Origin of the sequence: Phenylobacterium koreense (genome assembly GCF_040545335.1) — a bacterium.
Taxonomy (GTDB): Bacteria; Pseudomonadota; Alphaproteobacteria; order Caulobacterales; family Caulobacteraceae; genus Phenylobacterium; species Phenylobacterium koreense.
In genome coordinates this window covers 2,085,504-2,108,303 of record NZ_JBEPLU010000001.1, presented here as the reverse complement: position 1 = coordinate 2,108,303, position 22,800 = coordinate 2,085,504, and the positions used below count along the sequence as shown (strand labels likewise).

The following is a 22,800-nucleotide window of genomic DNA, read 5'->3' as shown; positions in this document are numbered from 1 at the left end:
CGTGCAACTGAATTGGAGACCTGACCTGATGCGTAACTGGCGCCTGGACGAAGACGACGACAGCGAAGACGCCGCCCGCAAGCCCGACATGCCGATGACGGCGGGGCCTGTACAGAACGCCCTCTACAAGTCACGCACCGTGCTGGTCTTCGGCGAGATCGACATGCGCCTGGCCGAGCGTGTCACCGCCCAGCTCCTGGCCCTCTCGGCCGAGAGCAACGACCCGATCAAGGTGGTGATCAACTCTCCCGGCGGCCACGTCGAGAGCGGCGACACCATCCACGACATGATCCGCTACTGCGGCCCGCAGGTGATGGTGATCGGCACCGGCTGGGTGGCCTCGGCCGGCGCCCACATCTTCCTTGGCGCGCACAAGGAAAACCGCCTCTGCCTGCCCAACACCCGCTTCCTGCTGCACCAGCCCATGGGCGGCGTGCGCGGCCAGGCCTCGGACATCGAGATCGAGGCCGAGGAGATCGTGAAGATGCGCGAGCGGGTGAACCGCATGATCTCGCGTGAGACCGGTCAGCCCTACGAGAAGATCGTCAAGGACACCCAGCGGAACTTCTGGATGAACGCCGACCAGGCCGTCGAGTACGGCCTCGTCTCGAAGATCATCACCAGCGCCAGCGAGGCCTGAGTTGTCGGCCGCGCCCTGGTGGAAGGGCGCGGTCGTCTACCACGTCTATGTCCGCAGCTTCTTCGACTCGGACGGCGACGGGCACGGCGACCTTCCCGGCGTCCTCGCCAAGCTGGACTACATCGAGAGCCTGGGCGTGGACGCCATCTGGCTCTCGCCCGTCCACCCCTCGCCCAACCGCGACTGGGGTTACGACATCTCCGACTATGGGGGCGTGCATCCCGACTACGGCACGCCCCATGACCTCGCCGCCCTCGTGGACGCCGCCCACGCCCGCGGCCTGAAGGTGCTGCTGGACGAGGTCCTCTCCCACACCTCCGACGAACATCCCTGGTTCGAGGCCAGCCGCGACGGCGGTCCCGATGGCCCCAAGGCGGACTGGTATGTCTGGGCCGACCCTGCCCCCGACGGGACCGCTCCCAACAACTGGCTCTCGGTGTTCGGCGGTCCGGCCTGGGCCTACCAGCCGGCGCGGCGCCAGCACTACCATCACAAGTTCCTGCGCCAGCAACCCAAGCTCAACTGGCGCAACGCCGGCGCCAAGGCGGCGGCTCTCGACGTCCTGGACTACTGGCTCGAAAAGGGCGTCGACGGCTTCCGCCTCGATGTGGCCGGCACCTTCCTCCACGACGACGCCCTGACGGACAATCCCGCCGTCTCCCCGGCCGAACGCACCCGCCACCACTGGGCGCACGCCAGCGAGATGCAGCGCCACCTGCACGACTCCAACCTGCCCGAGAACATCCCCTTGCTGGGCGAGATCCGCCGCCGGGTGGACGCCTATCCCGACCGCTTCGTGTTCGGAGAGTTCTCGGAGGAAGAGGAGCGCTGCGGGGCCTATTGCTCGCCGCAGGAGGGCCTGCACTCGGCCTACACCTTCGTCCTGCTGCGTGCGCGCAAGCTGCTGCCGGCGATCTTCCACGACCACTACGAGACTCTCGGCCGCTTTCCCGGCCACTGGCCCTGCATCTCGTTCTGCAACCACGACATCCCCCGCACGGCGACGCGCTTCGGCGGGGGCGAGGCCATCGCCCGGCTGATGCTCGCCCTGCTGCTCAGCCTCAAGGGGACGGTCCTGCTCTACCAGGGCGAGGAACTCGGCCTGCCGGAGGCCGAGAGCCTGACCCGCCAGGAACTCCGCGATCCGGTCGGCGACCTCTACTGGCCGATCGCCAAGGGCCGCGACGGCTCGCGCACCCCCATGCCCTGGACCGACGGACCGAACATGGGTTTTTCCAACGGCAAGCCCTGGTTGCCGCTGGCGGTGGAGCATGTCGGCCTCTCGGCGGCGGCGCAGGCGGCCGATCCGGCCTCGGTCCTGGCCTTCTCCCGCGCGCTTCTGGCCCTGCGCCGCGCGACGCCCGCCCTGGCGGTCGGCGAGCTGGAGATGATCACCGCGCCCGAGCCTCTCCTGGCCTTCATCCGCCGCGACGGCGAAGAGGCGATCGCCTGCGTCTTCAACATGAGCCCCGCGCCCGCCGTCTTCGGCGACGAGCGCCTGGCCGGCGCCCAGCTTCTGGAGCCGGGCGCGGGCGAAGCCCGCCTCGACGGCGCGGCCCTCCACCTCGAAGCCCACGCAGCCCGGTTCCTGCGGCTCGCGTGACGCGTTAAAGGAGCGCCATGCCCGACGGCGACGCCAAACAAGCCCCCAACGCCGACAGCCGATTCGGCCGCGGTTTCCTGCACGACATCTGGTACTTCGCCGCCCTCGGCTCGGACCTGAAGCCCGGCAAACTGCAGCGCTACGAGATTCTCGGGGAACCGATCCTCCTTGGCCGCGACCGGGCCGGAAAGGTCTACGCCCTCAAGGACATCTGCCCGCACCGCGCCGCGCCGCTCTCGGCCGGCAAGCTGACCCGCGAGCCGGACGGCGCCGAGAGCGTCGAGTGCCCCTATCACGGCTGGCGCTTCCGCACCGACGGCGCCTGCGCGGCCATCCCCTCGCTGGTGGACGACCAGGCCATGGACGTCTCGCGCATCCGCGTGCGCCGCTATCCGGCCGCCGAAAGCCAGGGCCTGGTCTTCATCTGGATCAGCTCCGACCCGCGCTTCTCCGGCGAGCCGCACGAACCGCCGCCGGTCTTCCCCGGCGTGGTGGGCGGAGCGCCCAAGCTGGTCGACCGCATGGACTTCGATTCCCACATCGACCACGCCGTCGTCGGCCTGATGGACCCGGCCCACGGCCCATATGTCCACCAGCAATGGTGGTGGCGCTCGGCCAAGAGCCAGCACGAGAAGTCCAAGCGGTTCGAACCGCGCGAGCAGGGCTTCGCCATGGTCCGGCACGAGCCCTCCAAGAACAGCCGCGCCTACGCCATCCTCGGCGGCGAGCCGCTGACCGAGATCACCTTCCGCATTCCCGGCCTGCGCTGGGAGCACGTGACCGTCGGCAAGCGCCAGGTGCTGTCGCTGACCTGCCTGACCCCGATCCACGACACCAAGACGAAGATCACCCAGATCATCTGGTCCGACCACCCGGCCTTCCTGTTGCTCAAGCCGTTCATCGCCGCCGGCGCCCGCGCCTTCCTGCGCCAGGACGGCGACATGGTGAACCTGCAGAACGAGGGCCTGCGCTACGATCCCTCCCTGCTCTGGATCGACGACGCCGACCGCCAGGCCAAGTGGTATCAGCAGCTCAAGCGCGAATGGGCCGCCAGCCGCGCCGCCGGCCGCGCGTTCGAAAATCCCGTCGAACCAGTGGTCCTGCGCTGGCGGAGTTGACCTTGCGTCAAAGTTGGCGATCGGCGCGTTGCGGCTCATTGTGGCCGCTTCGCTTTAAGTCATTCGCCAGATCGATTTCGCAGGACGCCCATGGATTTCACCGCCTCCGACGGCCTCACCATCGCCTATGACGACATCGCGCCCGCCGACTACGAGCGGGCGATCCTGCTAGTCCACGGCTTCGCCTCCAACCGGAACGAGGGCTGGCGGAGGACCGGCTGGTACGGCGCCTTCGAACGCCGCCGCTTCCGTTGCATCGCCCTCGACCAGCGCGGCCACGGCCAGAGCGGCAAGTCCCACGATCCGGAGTCCTACGCCCGCCAGCGCCTGGCCCGCGACGTGGTCGAACTGATCGATCACCTGGGGATCAACCGCGTCGACCTCTTCGGCTATTCCATGGGCTCGCGCACCGCCGCCCAGGCCGCCCTGGACGCGCCCGAGCGGTTCTCCAACCTCATCCTCGGCGGGGTCGGCCACAAGCTCCTGGAAGAAAGCCCCAGTTCCCGCGGCGACGTCATGGCCCAGGCCATGCTGGCCGAGGATCCCGAGACCATCACCGAGCCCTTCCTGCGCAGCTTCCGTCAGTTCGCCGACGAACAGGGCGAGGACCGCGAGGCCCTGGCCGCCTTTACCCGCGTGAAGAACCCGCCCCTCGACACCGCCGGTTTCGCGGGCCTGCCGATGCCGGTCCTGGTGGTCGCCGGCCAGCGCGAGAGCAATGGCGATCCCGAGCGCCTGGCCCAGGCCTTCGCCGACGGCCGCGGCGTGACCATCCCCGGCTGCGACCACTTCTCCGCCATCCCCCACGCCCTCACCAAGGCCGCCGTCTTCGACTTCATCGACGGCGTCCTCGACGATCCCTGGGCGCGGTGAGCGGGCGAGGTTCCGCCCGGCCCCTCAGCGGGGGAGGACCTGACTACGAACGCGGTCCCAGACTATACGGCCCGCCCTTCTCCAGCGCCGCACGGTAGGCGGGCCGGGCCTGGAAGCGGCGGACCCAGGCGGCGATGTTCGGATAGGCCTCGAACCGGCCGAACGCCCCCGCCACTTCGCCCACGAAGCTCATCTGGATGTCGGCTGCGGTGAAGTCCGCGCCCATCAGGTAGTCCCGGCCCTCCAAAGACCGGTTCAGATAGCCCAGGTGGTTGGCCAGCTCGTCCTCGATGCGCGGCTGCAGCGGCGCGCCGGCCTCGCCCAGCCGGCTCACATACATCAGCAGCATCAAGGGCAGCATGGCCGAGCCCTCGGCGTAGTGCAGCCACTGCTGATGCGCCTCGTACTGCGGCGTGCCCATTGGCGGGGCCAATCGGCCGGCCGCATGCCGGCGCAGGACATAGTCGATGATCGCCCCGGACTCGTTGATGGTCGCGCCGTCCTCGGTGATCACCGGCGACTTGCCCAGCGGATGCACCGCCTTCAGCTCGGGAGGGGCTAGCCTTGTCGTGGCGTCACGGAGGTAAGTCTTGACCTCGTAGGGGAGCCCGAGCTCCTCCAGGAGCCACAGGATACGCTGGGAACGGGAATCGTTGAGATGGTGAACGACGAGCATGGCGCTTCCTCCGGCGATGTTCGGCAAGGCGTACGGGCGGCCCCGGCGAACATGCCATATAGTTCCGCCCGATGATGCTTCTTCCCGACCTCCCGAACCTGCTCGCCCAGGCCGCCGACGCCGCCGAAGCCTTCGTCGCCCGGGCTAGGCGCGCCGTCGCCGAAAGGGTCGCCCCGGCAGGCCGGCTCGACCGGCGCGCGCTGGACGCAGAGCAGCACGTCGCCCACGGCCTGGCCTGGGCCGCATCCTACGCCATGACCCTGCGCCAGACCGCGACCTGGGCGGCTCGGCTGGCCGGCGAGGGCCGGCTCGGAGAGGCCGAGGCGCTGCCGGCCCAACTGCTCGGCTACGAGTATCTCAGCCAGCTCGCCGGGGGGCTGCCCATGAACCAGGGCGAGACCTTCCGCCCGGCCGACCTCGATCTCGACGGCGCGGTGCTCAGCCCCGCCATCGCCGCCCTGCGCCCCGGCGCGACCCAGGCCGTACGCCTGCGGATCGTGGAGCTGCTGGAGGCGGCCCGCGGACGCCCGTCGCTGGAGGCCGGCGGCCTGGACGACATGCTCGAGCAGGTGCGCGATCAGTTCCACGCCTTCGCCGAGGAGAAGATCGTCCCCTTCGCCCACGGCTGGCACCTGCGCGACGAGCTGATCCCCCTGCCGCTGATCGAGGAGCTCTCCGCCCTCGGCGTTTTCGGCCTGACCGCGCCGGAGACCTATGGCGGCTCGGGCCTCGGCAAGGTCGCCATGTGCGTGGTCTCCGAGGCCCTGTCGCGCGGCTGGATCGGGACCGGCTCGCTGGGCACCCGCTCCGAGATCGCCGCCGAACTGATCATCGCCCACGGCACGGACGAACAGAAGCGGCGCTTCCTCCCGGCCATCACCTCCGGCGCGATCATCCCGACCGCCGTCTTCACCGAGCCGGAGGCCGGCTCGGATCTCGGCTCGCTGCGCACCCGCGCCGTGCGCGAGGGCGACGTCTGGAAGGTCACCGGCGCCAAGACCTGGATCACCCACGCCGCCCGCGCCGATCTGATGACCCTGCTGGTCCGCACCGACCCGGCCTCGAAGGACCACCGCGGGCTGTCGATGTTCCTGGCGCAAAAGCCGCGCGGGACCGGCCAGAATCCGTTCCCCGCCGAGGGCATGGGCGGCGGCGAGATCGGCGTCATCGGTTATCGCGGCATGAAGGAGTACGAGATCGCCTTCGACGGCTTTTCCGTGCCCCACGCCAACCTGCTGGGCGGCCAGGAGGGGCAGGGCTTCTCCCAGCTCATGGCCACCTTCGAGAGCGCCCGCATCCAGACCGCGGCCCGCGCCATAGGGGTCGGCCAGTCGGCCCTGGACCTCGCCCTCGACTACGCCCTGTCGCGCCGCCAGTTCGGCCAGCCGATCGCCCAATTCCCCCGGGTCGCCAACAAGCTGGCCATGATGGCGGCCGAACTGCTCGGCGCCCGGCGGCTCACCTGGTTCGCGGCCGCCGCCAAGGACGAGGGCCGTCGCTGCGATCTGGAGGCCGGCATGGCCAAGCTGACGGCCGCGCGGGTCGCCTGGGCCACCGCCGACAACGCCGTCCAGATCCACGGCGGTACGGGCTTCGCCACCGAACAGCCGGTCAGCCGCGTCCTGGCCGACGCGCGGATCCTCAACATCTTCGAGGGCGCCGGCGAGATTCAGGCCCAGGTCATAGCTCGCCGCCTGGTGGAAGGCGCCAACTAGAATCAAAACCGCCGATTGAGGACTCGCCTTTTCCGTGCGTCAGGAATCGGGTGGAGGTCGAAGATGGGCTATCGGCAGAACATCTCTCATCGCACGGCGTTGTACGAGCATGCTCAGCGACTCACGGTTTTTTGTCGGCGGCGCCGGGGGCGCACAATCCCTTGCCTTCCACGGGAAAACGCCGGTCTGCGACGCTGCGCCACACGGTAAAGCCGCCAGGAGCACGTTACATGCCCGTCCGTACCCGCTTCATGAAACGAGTTCGCTGAACACGCTTAATCAAACCCTCCGCTTTGACGTGTCGAGACGAAGGGCTAAGAGGAATTTGTGGTCATGACGACCTGCGTCACCGCCGCCCGGCCCCCCGAGGGCGGCAACCTAGCTGTAGAAAAGTCCAGTCGGCCGCTCGCCGTTCTGCGCGAAACCCTCCATGCCTTCGCGCGGCAAGGCGCCAGGTCGCTCGAGAAGGTAGTGAAACAGTATTGCGTAGAGTCCGAACAGCGAGCCTCGACGGCTATGGTGAGGATCGCCCGATGAAGCACGTCCCCAGCAACATCGAAGTCGCCAGCGAGACCCAGGTCCGCGTCCCCACCCGCCGCGCGCTCGCCAAGCAGCAAACCCGGGCCAAGGTTCTGTCGGCCGCCCGCCGCCTGTTCTCCGAGCAGGGCTACGAAGGCGCGACCATCCGGGACATCGCCGCCGAGGCGGGCATGTCCACCGGCGCCGTCTTCGCCAACTTCACCGACAAATCGGACCTCTTCCGCGAAATCATGATCGCGGACCTCGAGGCCCTGGTCGAAGCCATGCGTGAAGCCGCCTCCCGCGGCCGCGGCATTGACGACACCCTGGTGAAGCTCTTCTCGGCCGGCTACGCCTTCTACAAGAGCCGCCTGCCGCTGGCCCGCGCCGCCTTCGGAATCTCCTGGCTGCCCGATCAAGGCCAGGAGCTGCGCAACCTGCCGCCGGTCGAAACCCTCCAGGGTCTGTTCTACGAACAGCTCGCCCTTGCGGTCGAACGCGGCGAGCTTTCGCAGGAAGCCGAGCTCAAGCTGCGCAGCCAGATGCTGTTCGACAGCTATCAGGCCAACTATCAGGAAGCGATCTTCGGCGGCTGGAGCCTGGAAGCCCTGCAAGCCAAGTCGAAAGACCAGATTCGGGTCATCCTGGCTGGCGCGCGCCGCGACTGAGCCCGGCCGAACTGACGCTTGGCGGAGCCCGAAGACGCGATCTTCGGGCTCCGTTATTTCAGCTCCGAAATTCGGGGTTCTACCCCGCGACGAACCGTCGCATCATTCTGCAAATGCATCCCTAGATCGTGGGCGCCCGCCTGGCGGGGCCGGGGAGAGAACTTGAGCGTACGGAAAACGCAGAAGGAAGCGACGCGCCAACGCGTCCTCGACGCCGCCCGGGAACTGTTCGAGAGCAAGGGCTACGACACCACGACCGTGCGCGAGATCGCCCAGCTCGCCGCCGTATCGGTCGGCAGCGTGTTCACGACCTTCTCCTCCAAGGGCGACATCCTCAGTCAGGTGATGGCCGACCGGCTGGACGCGCTCTATGGCGAACTCGACCGCCTCGCGCCCCACCTGCGGGGCTCGACCTCGGACCGCCTGCGCTCGATCTTCGCCATCCACTACGCGTTCGAGACCCGCCGCACGCGGCTGTTCCTTGCGCACATCGCCGCCGCCTACAACTGGGCCCTCACGCCGTCCAGCCGCCCCTATGGCCGCAACCCGCGCCTGCGCAACGTCATCCGCGACTGCCTGGCCGAAGGAAAGGCCCGCGGCGACGTCGATCCGGCCGGCGACCTTGACCTCATGGTCGACGCCCTGATGGCCTCCTACGCCTGGACATACCGGCTGGCGGCCTGGGAAAACGCCGACGCCGAGACCATGAGCGCGGTCATGGATCGCCATATCGGCCTGATCGCCGATGGCTTCCGCCCGCGTCCGTCGGAAAACGCCTAGGCTTGAGAATACATAGGCTCGCCTATCGGTTCGGGGCTAAACTGCGCGCATGAACATCTTCGCCTACCTGATCCCGATCAGCCTGATCGCCGTTACCCTCACCCTGTTCGTGGGTCTCTACGCCCTGTTCCGCGGCGGCGACTTCGGCCGGTCCTACTCGAACAAGCTGATGCGGCTTCGCGTCGTGCTGCAGGCTGTAGCGATCGCCATCCTGGTGCTGGCGGTCTGGTGGCGGACCAAGTTCGGGGGCTAGGCGGCTTGGTCACCCTGAACAAGATCTACACCCGCACGGGCGACGCCGGCGCCACGCGCCTGGCCACCGGCCAGCAGGTCTCGAAGGCCGCGCTGCGTGTGGAGGCTTACGGCGCGGTGGACGAAGCCAACGCCTGCCTCGGCCTGGCCCGCCTGCACACCGCCGCCGACTCCGACCTCGACGCCATGCTGGCCCGCGTCCAGAACGAACTCTTCGACCTGGGCGCCGACCTCGCCGCCCCGCCGCGGCCGGACGAGCCGCTGACTCTGCGAATGGTCGAGAGCCAGGTCGAGCGCCTGGAGCGCGAGATCGACGCCATGAACGCCGGGCTGCCGCCGCTCGCCTCCTTCATCCTCCCCGGAGGAACGCCGGCCGCCGCCCACCTGCATCTGGCCCGCACGGTGGCCCGGCGCGCCGAACGCGTCGCCGTCGCCATGACCGAGGCCGGCGAGACCGTCGGCCCTGCGGCCATGAAGTATCTGAACCGCCTCTCGGACTTCCTCTTCGTCGCCGCCCGTCACGCCAATGACCGCGGAGCTTCGGAAGTGTTCTGGCGCTCGGGCGCGACCCGCTAGGCCATCGCGTTTGAAACTCGTTCGTCATGGCCGGGCCGCCAGGCCCTGGCCATCCATAAACGCCGAGGGCTAGGCGGACCGGAGCGCTATTTCGCCGCGGGGCGGGTCAGGTCGCTCTGCGCGGCCCCTTCGCGGGCCTTGGCGGCCTGGGCCTCGGCCGCTTCGCGCGTGGCGTTGTCCTTGATCACCCGCCCGGTGATGTCCGAGATCAGGATCGGATGGGCGCAGGTCCGGCTGCGCCAGTCCCACCAGTCCCCGGCCTCTTCGCACTTCTGCCCCGGCCACACCCATCCCACATGATAGACGAAGACCCCCGCGCTCATCACGGCGAAGAGGCCCAGGAAGATCAGTTTCAGGCGGTCGATGGTCCGGTTCATGGCGTGCTTCTAGTTGTCGCTCGGCCGCCCTGCTAGCGGCTTCCTTCGCCGAAAATGCGGCGAACTGTTATAGCCGCCCGACTTGCAATGCTGCGGAGAACCGTTATGCCGCATCCGACCGAATTTTTCACAAAGCAAATTTGAGGCGCTAGCGACCCATGAAGGTGTTGGTCCCGGTCAAACGGGTGATCGATTCAAACGTCAAGGCCAGGGTGAAGTCCGACCAGTCGGGCGTCGACCTCGCCAATGTGAAGATGTCCATCAATCCCTTCTGCGAAATCGCAGTCGAGGAAGCCGTACGCCTGAAGGAAAAGGGCGTGGCGACCGAGGTGGTGGTCGTCTCCATCGGCCCGGCCCAGGCTCAGGAAACCCTCCGTCAGGCCCTCGCCATGGGCGCTGACCGTGGCGTGCTGGTCCAGACCGACCAGGATCTGGAGCCGCTGGAAGTCGCCAAGACCCTCAAGGCGGTGATCGCCGAGGAAAACCCGAACGTCGTCATCATGGGCAAGCAAGCCATCGACGGCGACAACAACGCCACCGGCCAGATGCTGGCGGCCCTGCTCGACTGGCCGCAGGCGACCTTCGCCTCGGCGCTCGAACTGGCCGGCGACACCGCCAAGGTGACCCGTGAAGTCGACGGCGGCCTGCAGACCATCGAGGTCGGCCTGCCCGCGATCGTCACCGCCGACCTGCGCCTGAACGAGCCGCGCTACGCTTCGCTGCCGAACATCATGAAGGCCAAGAAGAAGCCGCTCGACACCAAGGAACTCAGCGCGCTCGGCGTCGACGCCAAGCCGCATCTGAAGGTTCTGAAGGTCACCGAGCCCGCCAAGCGCTCGGCCGGCATCAAGGTGGAAACCGCCGGCGATCTCGTCGCTAACCTCAAGACCGCGGGGGTGCTCTAATGGCCGTTCTCGTCATCGCCGATCACGACAACGCGTCGCTGAAGGACTCGACCAACAAGACCGTGACCGCCGCCCTCGCCCTCTCGGGCGACGTGGACGTCCTGGTCGCCGGTAAGGACGCCAAGGCCGCTGCTGACGCCGCCGCCAAGGTCGCCGGCGTGCGCAAGGTGCTGCTGGCCGAAAGCGACGAGCTGGGTCAAGGCCTGGCCGAAGCCTTCGAAGCCACCGTCGTTCCGCTCATGGCGGGCTACGACGCGGTCCTGACCCCGGCCACCTCGCAGGGCAAGAACATCAGCCCGCGCATCGCCGCCAAGCTGGACGTCGCCCAGATCTCGGAAATCGTCGAGGTCGTCAGCGCCGACACCTTCGTGCGCCCGATCTACGCCGGCAACGCCCTGGAAACCGTCCAGTCGGCCGACGCCAAGAAGGTCATCACCGTCCGTCCGACCGCCTTCAAGGCGGCGGCTGAAGGCGGGTCGGCCTCGATCGAGAACGTCGCCGCCGGCGCCGTCTCGGCGAAGGTCAAGTTCATCGACCAGCAACTGGTGAAGTCGGCCCGTCCGGAACTGACCGGCGCCAAGATCGTCGTCTCCGGCGGTCGCGCCATGGGTTCGGCCGAAGAGTTCCAGAAGGTCATCGAGCCGCTCGCCGACAAGCTCGGCGCCGCCGTCGGCGCCAGCCGCGCCGCGGTCGACGCGGGCTACGCCCCGAACGACTACCAGGTCGGCCAGACCGGCAAGATCGTGGCTCCGGAGCTCTATATCGCCGTCGGCATCTCCGGCGCGATCCAGCACCTGGCCGGCATGAAGGACTCCAAGGTGATCGTCGCGATCAACAAGGACGCCGACGCGCCGATCTTCCAGGTCGCCGACTTCGGCCTGGTCGCCGACTACAAGGCCGCCGTGCCGGAACTGATGGACGCCCTGTCCGCCGCCGGCAAGTAAGCCCGGTCCAGTTCGGAAACGATCAAGGGGCGGCCCCGCCAGGGACCGCCCCTTTTTCATGCCCCCGACGTCTCTCCCCCAGAGCCCTTCCGCAACGGGGAGGATCCGGGCGTCTCCTATCTCCCTTCCCAAGCAGCGGAGGGAAACAGCGCTCCACACACGCTCTGCGCGACTACCCGCCTTTTCCGCCCCGCGAGCTACGCTGCGACGCAGCAAACCCTTGGCGGTCAGGCGGCTTCGCATGTTAGAAACTCGTCATAAGCGCGCCGGGGATCGCGCTGCGGCATTCGAGGCGATTTTCGGCATGGTTCAGATCAAGTCGGTTGGGATTATCGGCGCGGGCCAGATGGGCTCGGGCATCGCGCATGTCTGCGCCCTGGGCGGCTACGACGTGCTGCTGCACGACGTGAGCCAAGACAAGATCGAGGCCGGCCTGGCGCTGATCGAAAGGAACATGGCCCGGCAGGTCGCCCGCGGCATCATCGACCAGTCGGCGATGGAAGCCGGCCTCGCCCGCATCAAGGCTGCGCCCGAACTCCAGACCGTCGGCGCCACTGATCTCGCTATCGAGGCGGCCACCGAGAACGAAGACGTCAAGAAGACCATCTTCAAGGCCCTGACGCCGCACCTGGCCGAACAGACCATCCTGGCGTCCAACACCTCCTCGATCTCCATCACCCGGCTGGGCGCGGCCTCCGACCGCCCCGAGCGCTTCATCGGCCTGCACTTCATGAACCCGGTGCCGCTGATGAACCTCGTGGAGATCATCCGCGGCATCGCCACCGACGCCCCGACCTACGAGACCGCCGTCGAGTTCGCCCGTTCGCTCGGCAAGACCACCGCCAACGCCGAAGACTTCCCGGCCTTCATCGTCAACCGGATCCTGGTGCCGATGATCAACGAGGCGATCTACACCCTCTACGAAGGCGTCGGCACGGTGGACGCCATCGACACCGCCCTGAAGCTGGGCGCCAACCATCCGATGGGCCCGCTGGAGCTCGGCGACTTCATCGGCCTGGACACCGTCCTGTCGATCATGAACGTCCTCTATGACGGTCTGGCGGATTCCAAGTACCGTCCCTGCCCGCTGCTGGTGAAGTACGTCGAGGCCGGCTGGCTGGGCCGCAAGGCCGGCCGCGGCTTCTACGACTATCGCGGCGAGAAACCCGTCCCCACCCGCTAGGGCCCGGCCCCGGTGCGGCAAGCCGCGCCGGAAGCCTTTGTTAATCCATTCGACTTGCAGCGCCGACGCGGCCGATAATCGGGGCGATTCGGATTCTGCGGGCCCATGCGACAGTTCACTTCGGTGGCGCTTTCGGCCACCTACCTCTGTTTTGCGCTGATCGTCGCCCTCCTCTTGTGGCGGAACGGCGGCGGCTGGGCGGCCGGCGTCGCGGCCCTGGTCGGCGGGCTCGGCCTCTGCCTGGCCATCCACGGCCTCGTGGCCCAGACCCTGAAGCTCCGCAGCCTGCGCCGCGAATTCGAGGACGTGCGCGAAGCGCACCGCATCATGCTCGGCCAGATGGAGCAGCTCGACGGCCGCCTGGCCGAGATGGCCGAAGCCGTGAACACCGACCTCGGCCGCTCCGAGGCGATCGAGGACGAGCTGCAGATGCTGGAAGGTCTGGTCGAAGAGCTCGGCGACCGGCTGGACGAGCGGGTCGCCGCGGTCAGCGCCGCCACGCCCCTGCGCCGGGAAGAGCCGCCCCCCCGCCGCTCCGGCCTGCTGGACACCGTCCGCGACGCTCTGGCCGAGAACCGCATCGACCTCTACCTGCAGCCGGTGGTCGCGCTGCCCCAGCGCCGCACGGTCTTCTACGAAAGCTATTCGCGGCTGCGTGACGCCGCCGGTCGGGTCCTCACCCCGTCCGAATACATGGAGGTCGCTGAGGCCGAGGGCCTGGTCGCCTCCATCGACAACCTGCTGCTGTTCCGCTGCGTGCAGATCGTCCGGCGCCTGGCCAAGCAGGACCGCAAGGTCGGCATCTTCTGCAACATCTCGATCTCCAGCCTGGCGGACGACAGCTTCTTCCCGCAGTTCCTGGACCTGCTCTCGGCCAACCGCGACCTCGCCGGCGCGCTGATCTTCGAGCTCGGCCAGGACGCCTATGACCGCCGCGGCGCGGTCGAGGCCCGCAACATGGCCAAGCTGGGCGAGCTGGGCTTCCGCTTCTCCATCGACAAGGTCGTCAACCTGGACATCGACTTCCAGGACCTCGCCCGCTCCGACGTGAAGTTCCTCAAGATCGGCGCGCCCGTGCTGCTGGACGAACTTGTCGAAACCGAGGACGGCCTCGTCCTGCGCTCTATGCCCGACCTCGCCGCCCAGGACTTCGCCACCCTGACCCGCCGCTTCGGCGTCGAGCTGGTGGCCGAGAAGGTCGAGAGCGAGCGCCAGATCGTCGATATCCTCGAACTCGACATCGGCCTTGGCCAAGGCCACCTGTTCGGCGAGCCCCGCGCCATCCGCGACGCGGTCCTGACCGAGGTCGAGAGCCCGGTCTCCCTCGCCCCCGACCTGCCGGCCGCAGCCCGCGGCGGGGTCGGGCTGCTGGCCCGGCGCACGGCTGCGGCGAGCCGTCTCTGACAGCGCTGCATTGACCGCAGGCCCTGCGCGCTTTACCGCCGCGCCCATGACTGCGCCCGTCCTGATCAACGGCCTCTCGGCCGTCGCCGACCGCTACGACGTCCTGCTCTCCGACATCTGGGGCGTGATCCACAACGGCCGCGAAAGCTTCAAGCCGGCGTGCGACGCCCTCGCCCGCTGGCGGGCCGAGCGCGGGCCGGTGATCCTGATCTCCAACGCCCCGCGCCCCTCCAGCGCCGTCCACTCCCAGCTCGACCAGCTCGGCGTCCCGCGGGAAGCCTGGTCAGCCTTCATCTCCTCGGGCGACGCCACCCGCATCCTGCTCAGCGGCCGCGCGCCCGGCCCGGCCTGGGCCATCGGGCCGGAAAAGGACGCCGCGCTCTATGAGGGCCTCGACCTCACCTTCGCCGGTCCGGACAAGGCCGCCTTCATCTCCTGCACCGGCCCCTATGACGACGACGTCGAGGGCCCGGATGATTACGCCGAGCGCTTCGAAGTCGCCCTGGCCCGCAAGCTGCCGATGATCTGCGCCAATCCGGACATCGTCGTCCAGAAGGGCGACCGCCTGATCTATTGCGGCGGGGCCCTGGCCCAGCGCTACGAGCAAATGGGCGGCGAGGTGATCATGGCCGGCAAGCCGCACGCCCCGATCTATGGCCTCTGCCTCGGCGAGGCCCAGGTGCTGCTCGGCCGGCCGCTCGACCCGTCCCGGGTGCTCTGCATCGGCGACGGGATCGCAACCGACGCCAAGGGCGCCAACGACCAGGGCCTCGACATGCTCTTCGTCGCCAGCGGCATCCATGGCGCCGAGACCATCGGTCCGGCCGGCATCGATGCGACGGCCGTCGAAAGCCTGCTCGCCAAGGACGGCGCGCGGGCCACCTACGCCATCGCCGATCTGGCGTGGTGAGCAAAAGCCGCTAACTAGTAGGCGCAAGAGATAAGCGGGGTTGGGCGTGCAAGGACTATTCTTCGAGGATCTGACCGTGGGCCAGTCGGCCGAGACGACCAAGATCGTCGGAACCGCGGACGTGGAGGCCTTCGCCGCCGTCTCCGGCGACACCAATCCGGTCCATCTGGATGAGGACTACGCCCTGACCACGCCGTTCCAGGGCCGCATCGCCCACGGCATGCTGTCGGCCGCCTACATCTCCGCCGTCCTGGGCACCAAGCTTCCGGGCCCGGGCGCCATCTACCTGAACCAGTCCCTGCGCTTCCGCCGGCCGGTGAAGATCGGCGACCCGGTCGTCACCCGCGTCACCGTCCAGGCCCTGGACGAACGCCGCGCCCACGCGACCCTCGCCACCGTCTGCCAGGTGGACGGCAAGACCGTGGTCGACGGCGAGGCCGTGGTCATGGTCCCGCGCCGCCCCACGTCAAGGGTCTAGCCCATGCGTATCGTTCACGGCTGGAAGGGACTGGAAGAGGCCGACAAGCATGCGGCCGTCGCCCTCGGCAATTTCGACGGCGTCCACCGCGGCCACCAGCGGGTGATCGCCGAGGCCGCCCGCGCCGCCATGGAGCAGAAGGCGCCGCTCGGCGTCATCAGCTTCGAGCCCCATCCGCGCCAGATCTTCCAGCCGGGCGCCCCGGCCTTCCGGATCATGAAGCCCGATCAGCAGGCCCGCGCCCTGGCGGCCCTCGGCGTCGATGTCTTCTATGTCCTGGCCTTCGACCAGGAGATGGCCAACCTCACCGACCGCCAGTTCGTCGAGGACGTGCTGGTCCGCGGCCTGGGCGTTCGCCACGTGGCCGTCGGCTTCGACATCTCCTTCGGCAAGGGCCGCACCGGCAGCCCCGAGCTGATGACCAGGTACGGCCAGGAGTTCGGCTTCACCGTCTCGGTGGCCGAGGCCCTCGGCGATGGCCAGGAGAAGTTCTCCTCCACCGGCGTGCGCCAGGCCCTGCGTGAGGGCCGGCCGCAGGACGCCGCGGCGATCCTTGGCCGCCCCTTCGCCATCGAAGGCGTGGTCGAGCGCGGCCGCCAGCTCGGCCGCACCCTGGGCTATCCCACCGCCAACGTCGCCCTGACCGACTATGTGGCGCCGAGGTACGGCGTCTACGCCACCCGCACCCGCCTGCCCGACGGCCGCGAGATCGCCGGCGTCGCCAATATCGGCGTTAATCCCACCATCCCGGGCGAGATCGCGGCGCGCCTGGAAGTCTGGCTCTTCGATTTCGACGAAGACCTCTATGGCCAGGTGATCGAAACCGACCTCGTCGCCTTCCTCCGGCCGGAGCTGAAGTTCGACAGCCTCGAGGCCATGACCGCCCAGATCATGGAAGACGCCCGTCAGGCCCGCGCCCTCCTGCTTCCCGAGTTCTGACCGCCAAATTCATCCCGGTTTCGGCCGCAGGCCGAAGACCGGGGATGACGCCTTGCGTTGGCGATATCGGCCTATGTCGGCCCTCAATCCTCGATCGCCAGCACCTCGATCTCGCGCAGCTTCTCGTCCGGCCCGGTCCAGCGGAACACGTCCCCCACGGTCAGGCCGATCAGCGCCGCGCCCACCGGGGCCAGCACCGAGATCCGGTTCTCGTCCACGTCCGCCTCGCCCGGCAGGCCGACCCGCACCGTCCGCTCCTTCTGCAGCGAAAGGTCGCGATAGGTCACCTTCGAGCCCAGCCGCACGAACTTCAGCCGCCGATCGGAGTGGTCGGGCACGATGGAGAAGCGCTCCAGCTCCTCGATCAGCAGTTCGGCGCCGGGGGTCGGCGCCCGCGGCGCCTGGCTGACGGCGGTCAGCTTGTCGAAATCGCTCTCGGTCACCCGCACCTTGGGGCGGGCCTTGGTCCTGGTGGCCATGTTCAAGTTCCTGATAAGCGCGCAGGCGTAATCGCCGCCCCTCGGGGCGGTTACCGCGCAGTCGTTTGAGATATTCGTCGCGTCCTCGCCCAATCAGGGCCAAGACCACGCACGTTGTGCAGATTTCAGATGTGAGCATCCCCGAACACCCGGCGCGCAGCCGTTATGGGTCCGGGGCTAGTCTCCTTCGACTAGGCGTCCCGCATGGTGCGCTCGGCGCGGCATGTCAGCTTGAATACACATCTAGCCGTGATCCTGGCCGTACCTGACTGCGATGTCAAATCACACGGGGCCGCACCCTGGCGAGGGGCAAAGGGGCTCGCGCCCGGCCGCGCCCTCTGCTACAGCGCGGGCGATGACTTCGGTTCGGAAACCGCTGCGAATTACCCGCCCGGCGTGACGCCGGCGGACGTCCCGCTCCAGCGCGCGCCGGGTTGCACCCGCCTTCGAAGTCCCCACTAAGTTCCGAGCCAAGCTGGAAAGTCCTATGGCCGACGACGCCGAAAAGCCTTCGCGCGACTACCGCGAAACCGTCTTCCTCCCGGAAACCCCGTTCCCGATGCGCGCCGGTTTGCCGCAGAAGGAGCCGCAGATCCTGGCCAAGTGGGCGGAGCTCGACCTCTACCGCGCGGTCCGCGCCGAGCGGCAGCGCGCCGGCGCCCCGCTTTTCGTGCTGCACGACGGCCCGCCCTACGCCAACGGCGCGATCCACATCGGCCACGCCCTGCAGAAGACCCTGAAGGACTTCGTCGTCCGCTCGCGCTTCCTGCTCGGCTACGACGTCGACTACGTCCCCGGCTGGGACTGCCATGGCCTGCCGATCGAGTGGAAGATCGAGGAGGAGCTGCGCAGCCAGGGACGCCGCAAGGACGAGGTCTCCAAGGCCGAGTTCCGCACCCGCTGCCGCGAGTACGCCTCCCACTGGATCGACGTCCAGCGCGAGGGCTTCAAGCGTCTGGGCGTCATCGGCGACTGGGAAAACCGCTACGCGACCATGGACTATTCGAGCGAGGCCGCGATCGTCGCCGAGTTCCACAAGTTCGTGGCCTCCGGCCAGCTCTATCGCGGCTCCAAGCCGGTGATGTGGAGCCCGGTCGAGCGCACCGCCCTGGCCGACGCCGAGGTCGAGTACCACGACCACGTCAGCCCGACGATCTGGGTCAAGTTCCCGGTGGTCGAAGGCTCCGACGCCGCCCGCGGCGCCAGCGTGGTGATCTGGACCACCACCCCGTGGACCATCCCTGCCAACCGCGCCATCTCCTATTCCGACGGCATCGACTACGCCGTCTACGAGGTCGAGGCGATGGAAGAGGGGCTTGAGTTCGAGCCCTGGGCCAAGGCCGGCGACAAGCTGATCCTGGCCGAAAAGCTGGCGGGCGACGTCTTCAAGGCCGCCAGGATCGCCAAGGCCCGCCGCGTCGAGGCCGTCGATTGCCAGGGCATGGTCTGCGAGCATCCGCTGGCCGCCCTGGACACCCACTACGCCTTCCAGGTGCCGCTGCTCGAAGGCGACCACGTCACCGACGACGCCGGTACGGGCTTCGTCCACACCGCGCCGGGTCACGGCGCCGACGACTACCTCGTCTGGCTGGCCCATGGTCATCGCGAGATCCCCGAAACCGTCGATCCGGACGGGGCCTACTATCCGCACGTGGCGCTCTTCGCCGGCCTCAAGGTGCTGGAAACCGAAGGCAAGAAGGCCGGCAAGTTCGGCCCCGCCAACGGCGCGGTCATGGACAAGCTGATCGAGGCCGGCGCCCTGCTGGCCCGCGGCCGGCTGGAGCACTCCTACCCGCACTCCTGGCGCTCCAAGGCGCCGGTGATCTTCCGCAACACGCCCCAGTGGTTCATCCGCATGGACGAGCCGGTGGACACCAGGCAGCTCGGCGGGCGCACACTGCGCGAGACCGCGCTGGAAGCCATCGAGGCCACCACCTTCTATCCGGCCGGCGGCAAGAACCGCATCCGTTCCATGGTCGAGACCCGGCCCGACTGGCTGATCAGCCGCCAGCGGGCCTGGGGCGCGCCGCTGGCCATGTTCGTCGACAAGGAGACCGGCCAGCCGTTGCACGATCCGGCCGTCGACGCCCGTATCATCGCGGCCATCGCCGCCGAGGGCGCCGACGCCTGGTTCACCCGGCCGGTCAGCGACTTCCTGGGCGAGCACGAGCCCGAGCGCTTCGAGAAGGTCGAGGACATCCTCGACGTCTGGTTCGACTCCGGCTCGACCCACGCCTTCACGCTGGAGAACCGCGCCCACACCCGCTGGCCCGCCGACCTCTATCTGGAAGGCTCCGACCAGCACCGCGGCTGGTTCCAGTCCTCGCTGCTGGAAAGCTCGGGCACCCGCGGCCGCGCGCCCTACGACGCGATCCTCACCCATGGCTTCACCATGGACGAGAACGGCGAGAAGATGTCCAAGTCCAAGGGCAACGTCGTCGATCCGGAAGTGGTGATCCGCGAATCCGGGGCCGAGATCATCCGCCTCTGGGCGGCGATGATCGACTATTCGGACGACAGCCGCATCGGCAAGACGGTGCTGCAGACCACCTCCGACGCCTATCGGAAGCTGCGCAACACCGTGCGCTACATGCTGGGCGCCCTGGCCGACTACACGCCGGACGAGGCGGTCGAGCTCGACCAGATGCCGCCGTTGGAGCGCTTCATCCTGCATCGCCTGTGGGAGCTCGACGGCCAGGTTCGCGCCGCCTACCAGGGCTATGTCTTCCAGGACGTCATCCGGCCGCTGATCGAGTTCTGCCAGAACGAGCTCTCGTCGCTGTTCTTCGACATCCGCCGCGACAGCCTCTACTGCGACCAACCCGGCGAGCTTCGCCGCCGCGCGGCCCGCACCGTGATGGACGCGGTGTTCGAGCGCCTGACCGCCTGGCTCGGCCCGCTCATCCCCTTCACCATGGAAGAGGCCTGGACCACCCGCTATCCGCAGGGCCACTCCAACGCCCTGCGCGTGATCCCGGAGACCCCGGCCGAGTGGGCCAATCCGGCCGAGGCCGAGCGCTGGGCCAAGGTCCAGGCCGTGACCTCCGTGGTCACCGGGGCGCTTGAGATCGAGCGCCGCGAAAAGCGCATGGGCGCGGCCCTGGAAGCGGCCCCGCGCGTCCACGTCGCCGACGCCGACCTGCTGGCCGCCTTCGACGGCCTCGACGCCGCCGAGGTCTTCCGGACCAGCCAGGCGACCCTGGTCGCCGGCGAAGGCCCGGCCGAAGCCTTCAGGCTCTCCGAGGTCCCCGGCGTGGCGGTCGAGCCGCTCCGCGCCGAGGGCGCCAAGTGCGCCCGCTCCTGGCGCATCCTGCCGGAGGTCGGTTCCGACCCCCGCTATCCGGACCTCTCCCTGCGTGACGCCGCCGCGGTGGCCGCCTGGGACGCTGCGCGCGCTTGAACCTCGGCATGGGATCGACCAACAATCCGGCCCCGCAAGCTGGGGCGCAGACGGGTGAATCCTTGAAAGCAGTTTCGAAAATCGGCTGGGCCGCCTACGCGCTGGCGGCCTTCGTCATCGTCGCAGACCAGATCTCCAAGTACTGGATTCTCTACGTCTACGACCTGCCCTCGCGGTTCACCACGCCGATCGCCGGCCCGTTCTCCCTGACCATGGTCTGGAACAAGGGCGTCAGCTTCGGCCTCTTCCGCGCCGAGGTTGACCTGGCCCGCTGGGTGCTGACGATCTTCTCGGTCGGCGTGGCCATCGCTCTGGCCATCTGGGTTAGAAAGGTTCAGCGGCCGCTGCTGGGCGTCGGCCTTGGCCTGGTCATCGGCGGGGCGATCGGCAACGCCATCGACCGCGTCCGCTTCGGCGCCGTGGTCGATTTCCTCGACTTCCAGCGGCTCGGCTTCTTCCCCTGGGTGTTCAACGTGGCCGATAGCGCCATCACCGTCGGGGTGGTCTTCTTGTTGCTCGATTCCATGCGTAAGGAATCTGCGGCTTAATCGCGTTGGCGGGCGAGCCTCGCATGCGCTATCTACCGATCTCTTTACCGCTTACCGCCGGGGGGCGGCTTTCGGAGCTGAACTTGATGCGTCTGAACCGTGTGCTAGTCGCGTCCGCCTTGGTGGCGATCGCCGGCGTCAGCCTCGCGGGCTGTGGCTCGACCCGCAATGCGCTGGGCATGAGCAAGGTCACCCCTGACGAGTTCCGGGTTGTCTCCAAGGCGCCGCTCGTCGTGCCGCCGGAATACGCCCTGCGCCCGCCCGCGCCTGGCGAACCGCGCCCGCAGGAACTGCAGCCGGAAAGCGCCGCGCGCACCGCCCTGCTCGGCCAGCGTGAGGCCCAGGCCCGTTCGGACGGCGAAAAGCTGCTGGTCTCCAAGGCCGGCGCCGACAAGGCCGACCCGCTGATCCGCTACGTCGTCGACGACGAAACCGGCGGCCTCGCCCACAAGGAGAAGTCCTTCGCCGACAAGGTGATGTTCTGGAAGGACGGCCAGGCCCCGAGCCCGGCCGCCGCCGCGGCGGCCGGCGACAACGTCCCGGCCCCCCTCGATCCGGCCGCCGAGGCCAGCAAGATCAAGGACCTGACCGGCGACGCCCCGGTGGTCATCTCCCGCGAAAAGCAGACCCGCATCAAGCTGCCGGGACTGTAAGTTCAGTGTCATCCCGGTTTCGGCGTAGCCGAAGACCGGGCCCCATGAACACCTGATGGCCGCATAGTCTCCCTTCTCCCGCAAGGGGAGAAGGACAAGGCCCCCTCAATCCGCCTCGTCTCCTCCGGGCGTCCCGATCTCGTATCCCTTCGCCCGCAGGCGATCGAGCACGCCGCCCTGGCTCAACAGCGGGCGTAGCTGCACCACCGCCACGGCGTGCCCCGGCTTCTGCAGCGCCTGTTCGATGGCCGCAGCCTGGTCGGCCTTCATCTTGGCGTCGATCTTGACCGCGCCCGGCGCGGCCACCATGCAGCGGTCGTAGCCCCGCTCCACGTTCAGCGCCCCGCGCACGTCGCCCTGCGCCCAGGCTTCGGCCGCCCGTCGGACGGAGGCCGGGCCGGCCTCCACCTCGTCCAGTGCTTCCTGCAGGCAGGCTCGCTGGGCCGACTTGGAGGTCTTCACCGCCGCCCCCAGCAGCGGGCCGATGTCGTAGCTCTTCTTGTGGATCTTCAGCTTCATCGACTGAGCGATCCAGCCGATGGTCTTGGCGGGGTCCGAGGCGGTCAGCCGCACCTTGGAGCGATAGTCCCCGACCAGGGTGATCGCCGCCGCCAGTTCGTTCTTGTAGCCATAGCGCTTGGCCGGCTGCCCCGCCGCCTCGCGGGCGCGGACGAACCGGCTGCGCAGCGGCTCGGGCAGATCGTCCTCCACCGGCCCGCCCTTGATCTGGGCGGCGCGGAGCAGCGTCGTCGGCGCCCGCAGCACCCCGATCTTCACGCTGTTGAACGGCAGGATCACCTCGTTGGCGTCCTTCAGGCGCCGCTCCAGCACGCTGCGGTCCCAGCCAAAGCTCTTGGGCATCACGCTCGGCGCGCCCAGCACATAGACCGTCGTGTCGCCGTCCGAGACCCGCCACCAGGCCGGCCCCGGCAACCGCGCCGTCACCACCAGTTCCTCGACCAGGGTGCCGTCGGGATCGTTGGGGTCCTGTTGCTGGGCGGGAGTCAGCGGAACCTGCGCGGGGGCGGGCGAGACGGCGAGCGCCATCATCAGGACTGCGACGCCCAGAGCTGGAAAGCCCAGAGCTGGTTTGACCGACTTCATACGCACCTTCCGGACCAAGCCCCCCGGAATCGCCATATAGTGACGAGCAAGCCAGA

23 protein-coding genes are annotated in these 22,800 nt (G+C 68.5%); 19 read left to right on the top strand and 4 right to left on the bottom strand.

Annotated features, from left to right (window positions below; all coding sequences use genetic code 11):
- Positions 1–28: 28 nt before the first annotated feature.
- From ABID41_RS10575 to ABID41_RS10560, 4 genes are all read left to right on the top strand, one after another.
- Positions 29–640: an ATP-dependent Clp protease proteolytic subunit gene (locus tag ABID41_RS10575; protein ID WP_331931963.1), complete on the top strand. Its 612-nt coding sequence runs from the start codon at positions 29–31 to the stop codon at positions 638–640.
- 1 nt (position 641) lies between these two features.
- The gene (locus ABID41_RS10570) at positions 642–2,243 is read left to right on the top strand and encodes an alpha-amylase family glycosyl hydrolase (RefSeq protein ID WP_354297561.1); all 1,602 of its coding nucleotides are present in this window, start codon (positions 642–644) and stop codon (positions 2,241–2,243) included.
- A gap of 17 nt (positions 2,244–2,260) precedes the next feature.
- On the top strand, positions 2,261–3,361 hold the full coding sequence (locus ABID41_RS10565; RefSeq protein WP_354297560.1) for an aromatic ring-hydroxylating dioxygenase subunit alpha: 1,101 nt from the start codon (positions 2,261–2,263) through the stop codon (positions 3,359–3,361).
- Positions 3,362–3,451: 90 nt separating this feature from the next.
- Entirely contained in the window at positions 3,452–4,234 is a 783-nt protein-coding gene (locus tag ABID41_RS10560; protein WP_354297559.1) for an alpha/beta fold hydrolase, read from the top strand.
- A 43-nt stretch (positions 4,235–4,277) separates the two neighbouring features.
- On the opposite strand, the gene ABID41_RS10555 is transcribed toward ABID41_RS10560, so the two are convergent.
- Positions 4,278–4,910: a glutathione S-transferase family protein gene (locus tag ABID41_RS10555; RefSeq protein WP_354297558.1), complete on the bottom strand. Its 633-nt coding sequence runs from the start codon at positions 4,908–4,910 to the stop codon at positions 4,278–4,280.
- Between the two features lie 71 nt (positions 4,911–4,981).
- Here ABID41_RS10555 and ABID41_RS10550 point away from each other — a divergent pair, with 71 nt between their 5' ends.
- From ABID41_RS10550 to ABID41_RS10530, 5 genes are all read left to right on the top strand, one after another.
- Positions 4,982–6,625 (top strand): acyl-CoA dehydrogenase family protein, encoded by a 1,644-nt coding sequence (locus ABID41_RS10550; protein ID WP_354297557.1) that lies wholly within the window; start codon positions 4,982–4,984, stop codon positions 6,623–6,625.
- A gap of 533 nt (positions 6,626–7,158) precedes the next feature.
- Entirely contained in the window at positions 7,159–7,812 is a 654-nt protein-coding gene (locus ABID41_RS10545) for a TetR/AcrR family transcriptional regulator (protein WP_331931717.1), read from the top strand.
- 162 nt (positions 7,813–7,974) lie between these two features.
- A complete protein-coding gene (locus ABID41_RS10540; RefSeq protein ID WP_354297556.1) occupies positions 7,975–8,592 on the top strand; it encodes a TetR/AcrR family transcriptional regulator in 618 nt (205 codons plus the stop codon).
- Between the two features lie 49 nt (positions 8,593–8,641).
- A complete protein-coding gene (locus ABID41_RS10535; protein ID WP_331931715.1) occupies positions 8,642–8,845 on the top strand; it encodes a twin transmembrane helix small protein in 204 nt (67 codons plus the stop codon).
- A gap of 5 nt (positions 8,846–8,850) precedes the next feature.
- Complete coding sequence (locus tag ABID41_RS10530) at positions 8,851–9,420, top strand: cob(I)yrinic acid a,c-diamide adenosyltransferase (protein ID WP_354297740.1); 570 nt, start codon at positions 8,851–8,853, stop codon at positions 9,418–9,420.
- An 86-nt stretch (positions 9,421–9,506) separates the two neighbouring features.
- Here the strand turns inward: ABID41_RS10530 and ABID41_RS10525 are convergent, their stop codons facing one another.
- A complete protein-coding gene (locus ABID41_RS10525; RefSeq protein WP_331931713.1) occupies positions 9,507–9,797 on the bottom strand; it encodes a hypothetical protein in 291 nt (96 codons plus the stop codon).
- A gap of 158 nt (positions 9,798–9,955) precedes the next feature.
- On the opposite strand from ABID41_RS10525, the gene ABID41_RS10520 reads away from it, so the two are divergent.
- The 7 genes from ABID41_RS10520 to ABID41_RS10490 all read left to right on the top strand — a co-directional run bounded on the left by ABID41_RS10520 (position 9,956) and on the right by ABID41_RS10490 (position 16,560).
- Positions 9,956–10,702, top strand: a complete 747-nt coding sequence (locus ABID41_RS10520) for an electron transfer flavoprotein subunit beta/FixA family protein (RefSeq protein ID WP_331931712.1) — start codon at positions 9,956–9,958, stop codon at positions 10,700–10,702.
- Positions 10,702–11,646, top strand: coding sequence for an electron transfer flavoprotein subunit alpha/FixB family protein (locus ABID41_RS10515; RefSeq protein WP_331931711.1), 945 nt, complete (start codon positions 10,702–10,704; stop codon positions 11,644–11,646). Before ABID41_RS10520 ends, ABID41_RS10515 begins: the two co-directional genes overlap by 1 nt.
- Positions 11,647–11,950: 304 nt before the next feature.
- A complete protein-coding gene (locus ABID41_RS10510; protein ID WP_331931710.1) occupies positions 11,951–12,829 on the top strand; it encodes a 3-hydroxybutyryl-CoA dehydrogenase in 879 nt (292 codons plus the stop codon).
- 105 nt (positions 12,830–12,934) lie between these two features.
- Entirely contained in the window at positions 12,935–14,233 is a 1,299-nt protein-coding gene (gene tipF, locus ABID41_RS10505; protein ID WP_354297555.1) for a flagella assembly cyclic-di-GMP phosphodiesterase TipF, read from the top strand.
- 46 nt (positions 14,234–14,279) lie between these two features.
- Entirely contained in the window at positions 14,280–15,143 is an 864-nt protein-coding gene (locus ABID41_RS10500; RefSeq protein ID WP_331932471.1) for a TIGR01459 family HAD-type hydrolase, read from the top strand.
- 46 nt (positions 15,144–15,189) lie between these two features.
- Positions 15,190–15,621, top strand: coding sequence for a MaoC family dehydratase (locus ABID41_RS10495; protein WP_331932467.1), 432 nt, complete (start codon positions 15,190–15,192; stop codon positions 15,619–15,621).
- Positions 15,622–15,624: 3 nt separating this feature from the next.
- The gene (locus tag ABID41_RS10490; RefSeq protein ID WP_354297554.1) at positions 15,625–16,560 is read left to right on the top strand and encodes a bifunctional riboflavin kinase/FAD synthetase; all 936 of its coding nucleotides are present in this window, start codon (positions 15,625–15,627) and stop codon (positions 16,558–16,560) included.
- Between the two features lie 83 nt (positions 16,561–16,643).
- Here the strand turns inward: ABID41_RS10490 and ABID41_RS10485 are convergent, their stop codons facing one another.
- Complete coding sequence (locus ABID41_RS10485) at positions 16,644–17,039, bottom strand: GreA/GreB family elongation factor (RefSeq protein ID WP_354297553.1); 396 nt, start codon at positions 17,037–17,039, stop codon at positions 16,644–16,646.
- 487 nt (positions 17,040–17,526) lie between these two features.
- On the opposite strand from ABID41_RS10485, the gene ileS reads away from it, so the two are divergent.
- The 3 genes from ileS (at position 17,527) to ABID41_RS10470 (ending at position 21,640) form a co-directional block, all read left to right on the top strand.
- Complete coding sequence (ileS, locus tag ABID41_RS10480) at positions 17,527–20,439, top strand: isoleucine--tRNA ligase (protein ID WP_354297552.1); 2,913 nt, start codon at positions 17,527–17,529, stop codon at positions 20,437–20,439.
- A 62-nt stretch (positions 20,440–20,501) separates the two neighbouring features.
- Positions 20,502–20,987: a signal peptidase II gene (gene lspA, locus ABID41_RS10475; protein ID WP_331931542.1), complete on the top strand. Its 486-nt coding sequence runs from the start codon at positions 20,502–20,504 to the stop codon at positions 20,985–20,987.
- Between the two features lie 86 nt (positions 20,988–21,073).
- On the top strand, positions 21,074–21,640 hold the full coding sequence (locus ABID41_RS10470; RefSeq protein ID WP_331931541.1) for a DUF3035 domain-containing protein: 567 nt from the start codon (positions 21,074–21,076) through the stop codon (positions 21,638–21,640).
- 105 nt (positions 21,641–21,745) lie between these two features.
- On the opposite strand, the gene ABID41_RS10465 is transcribed toward ABID41_RS10470, so the two are convergent.
- A complete protein-coding gene (locus ABID41_RS10465; protein ID WP_354297551.1) occupies positions 21,746–22,744 on the bottom strand; it encodes a TraB/GumN family protein in 999 nt (332 codons plus the stop codon).
- Positions 22,745–22,800: the final 56 nt, after the last annotated feature.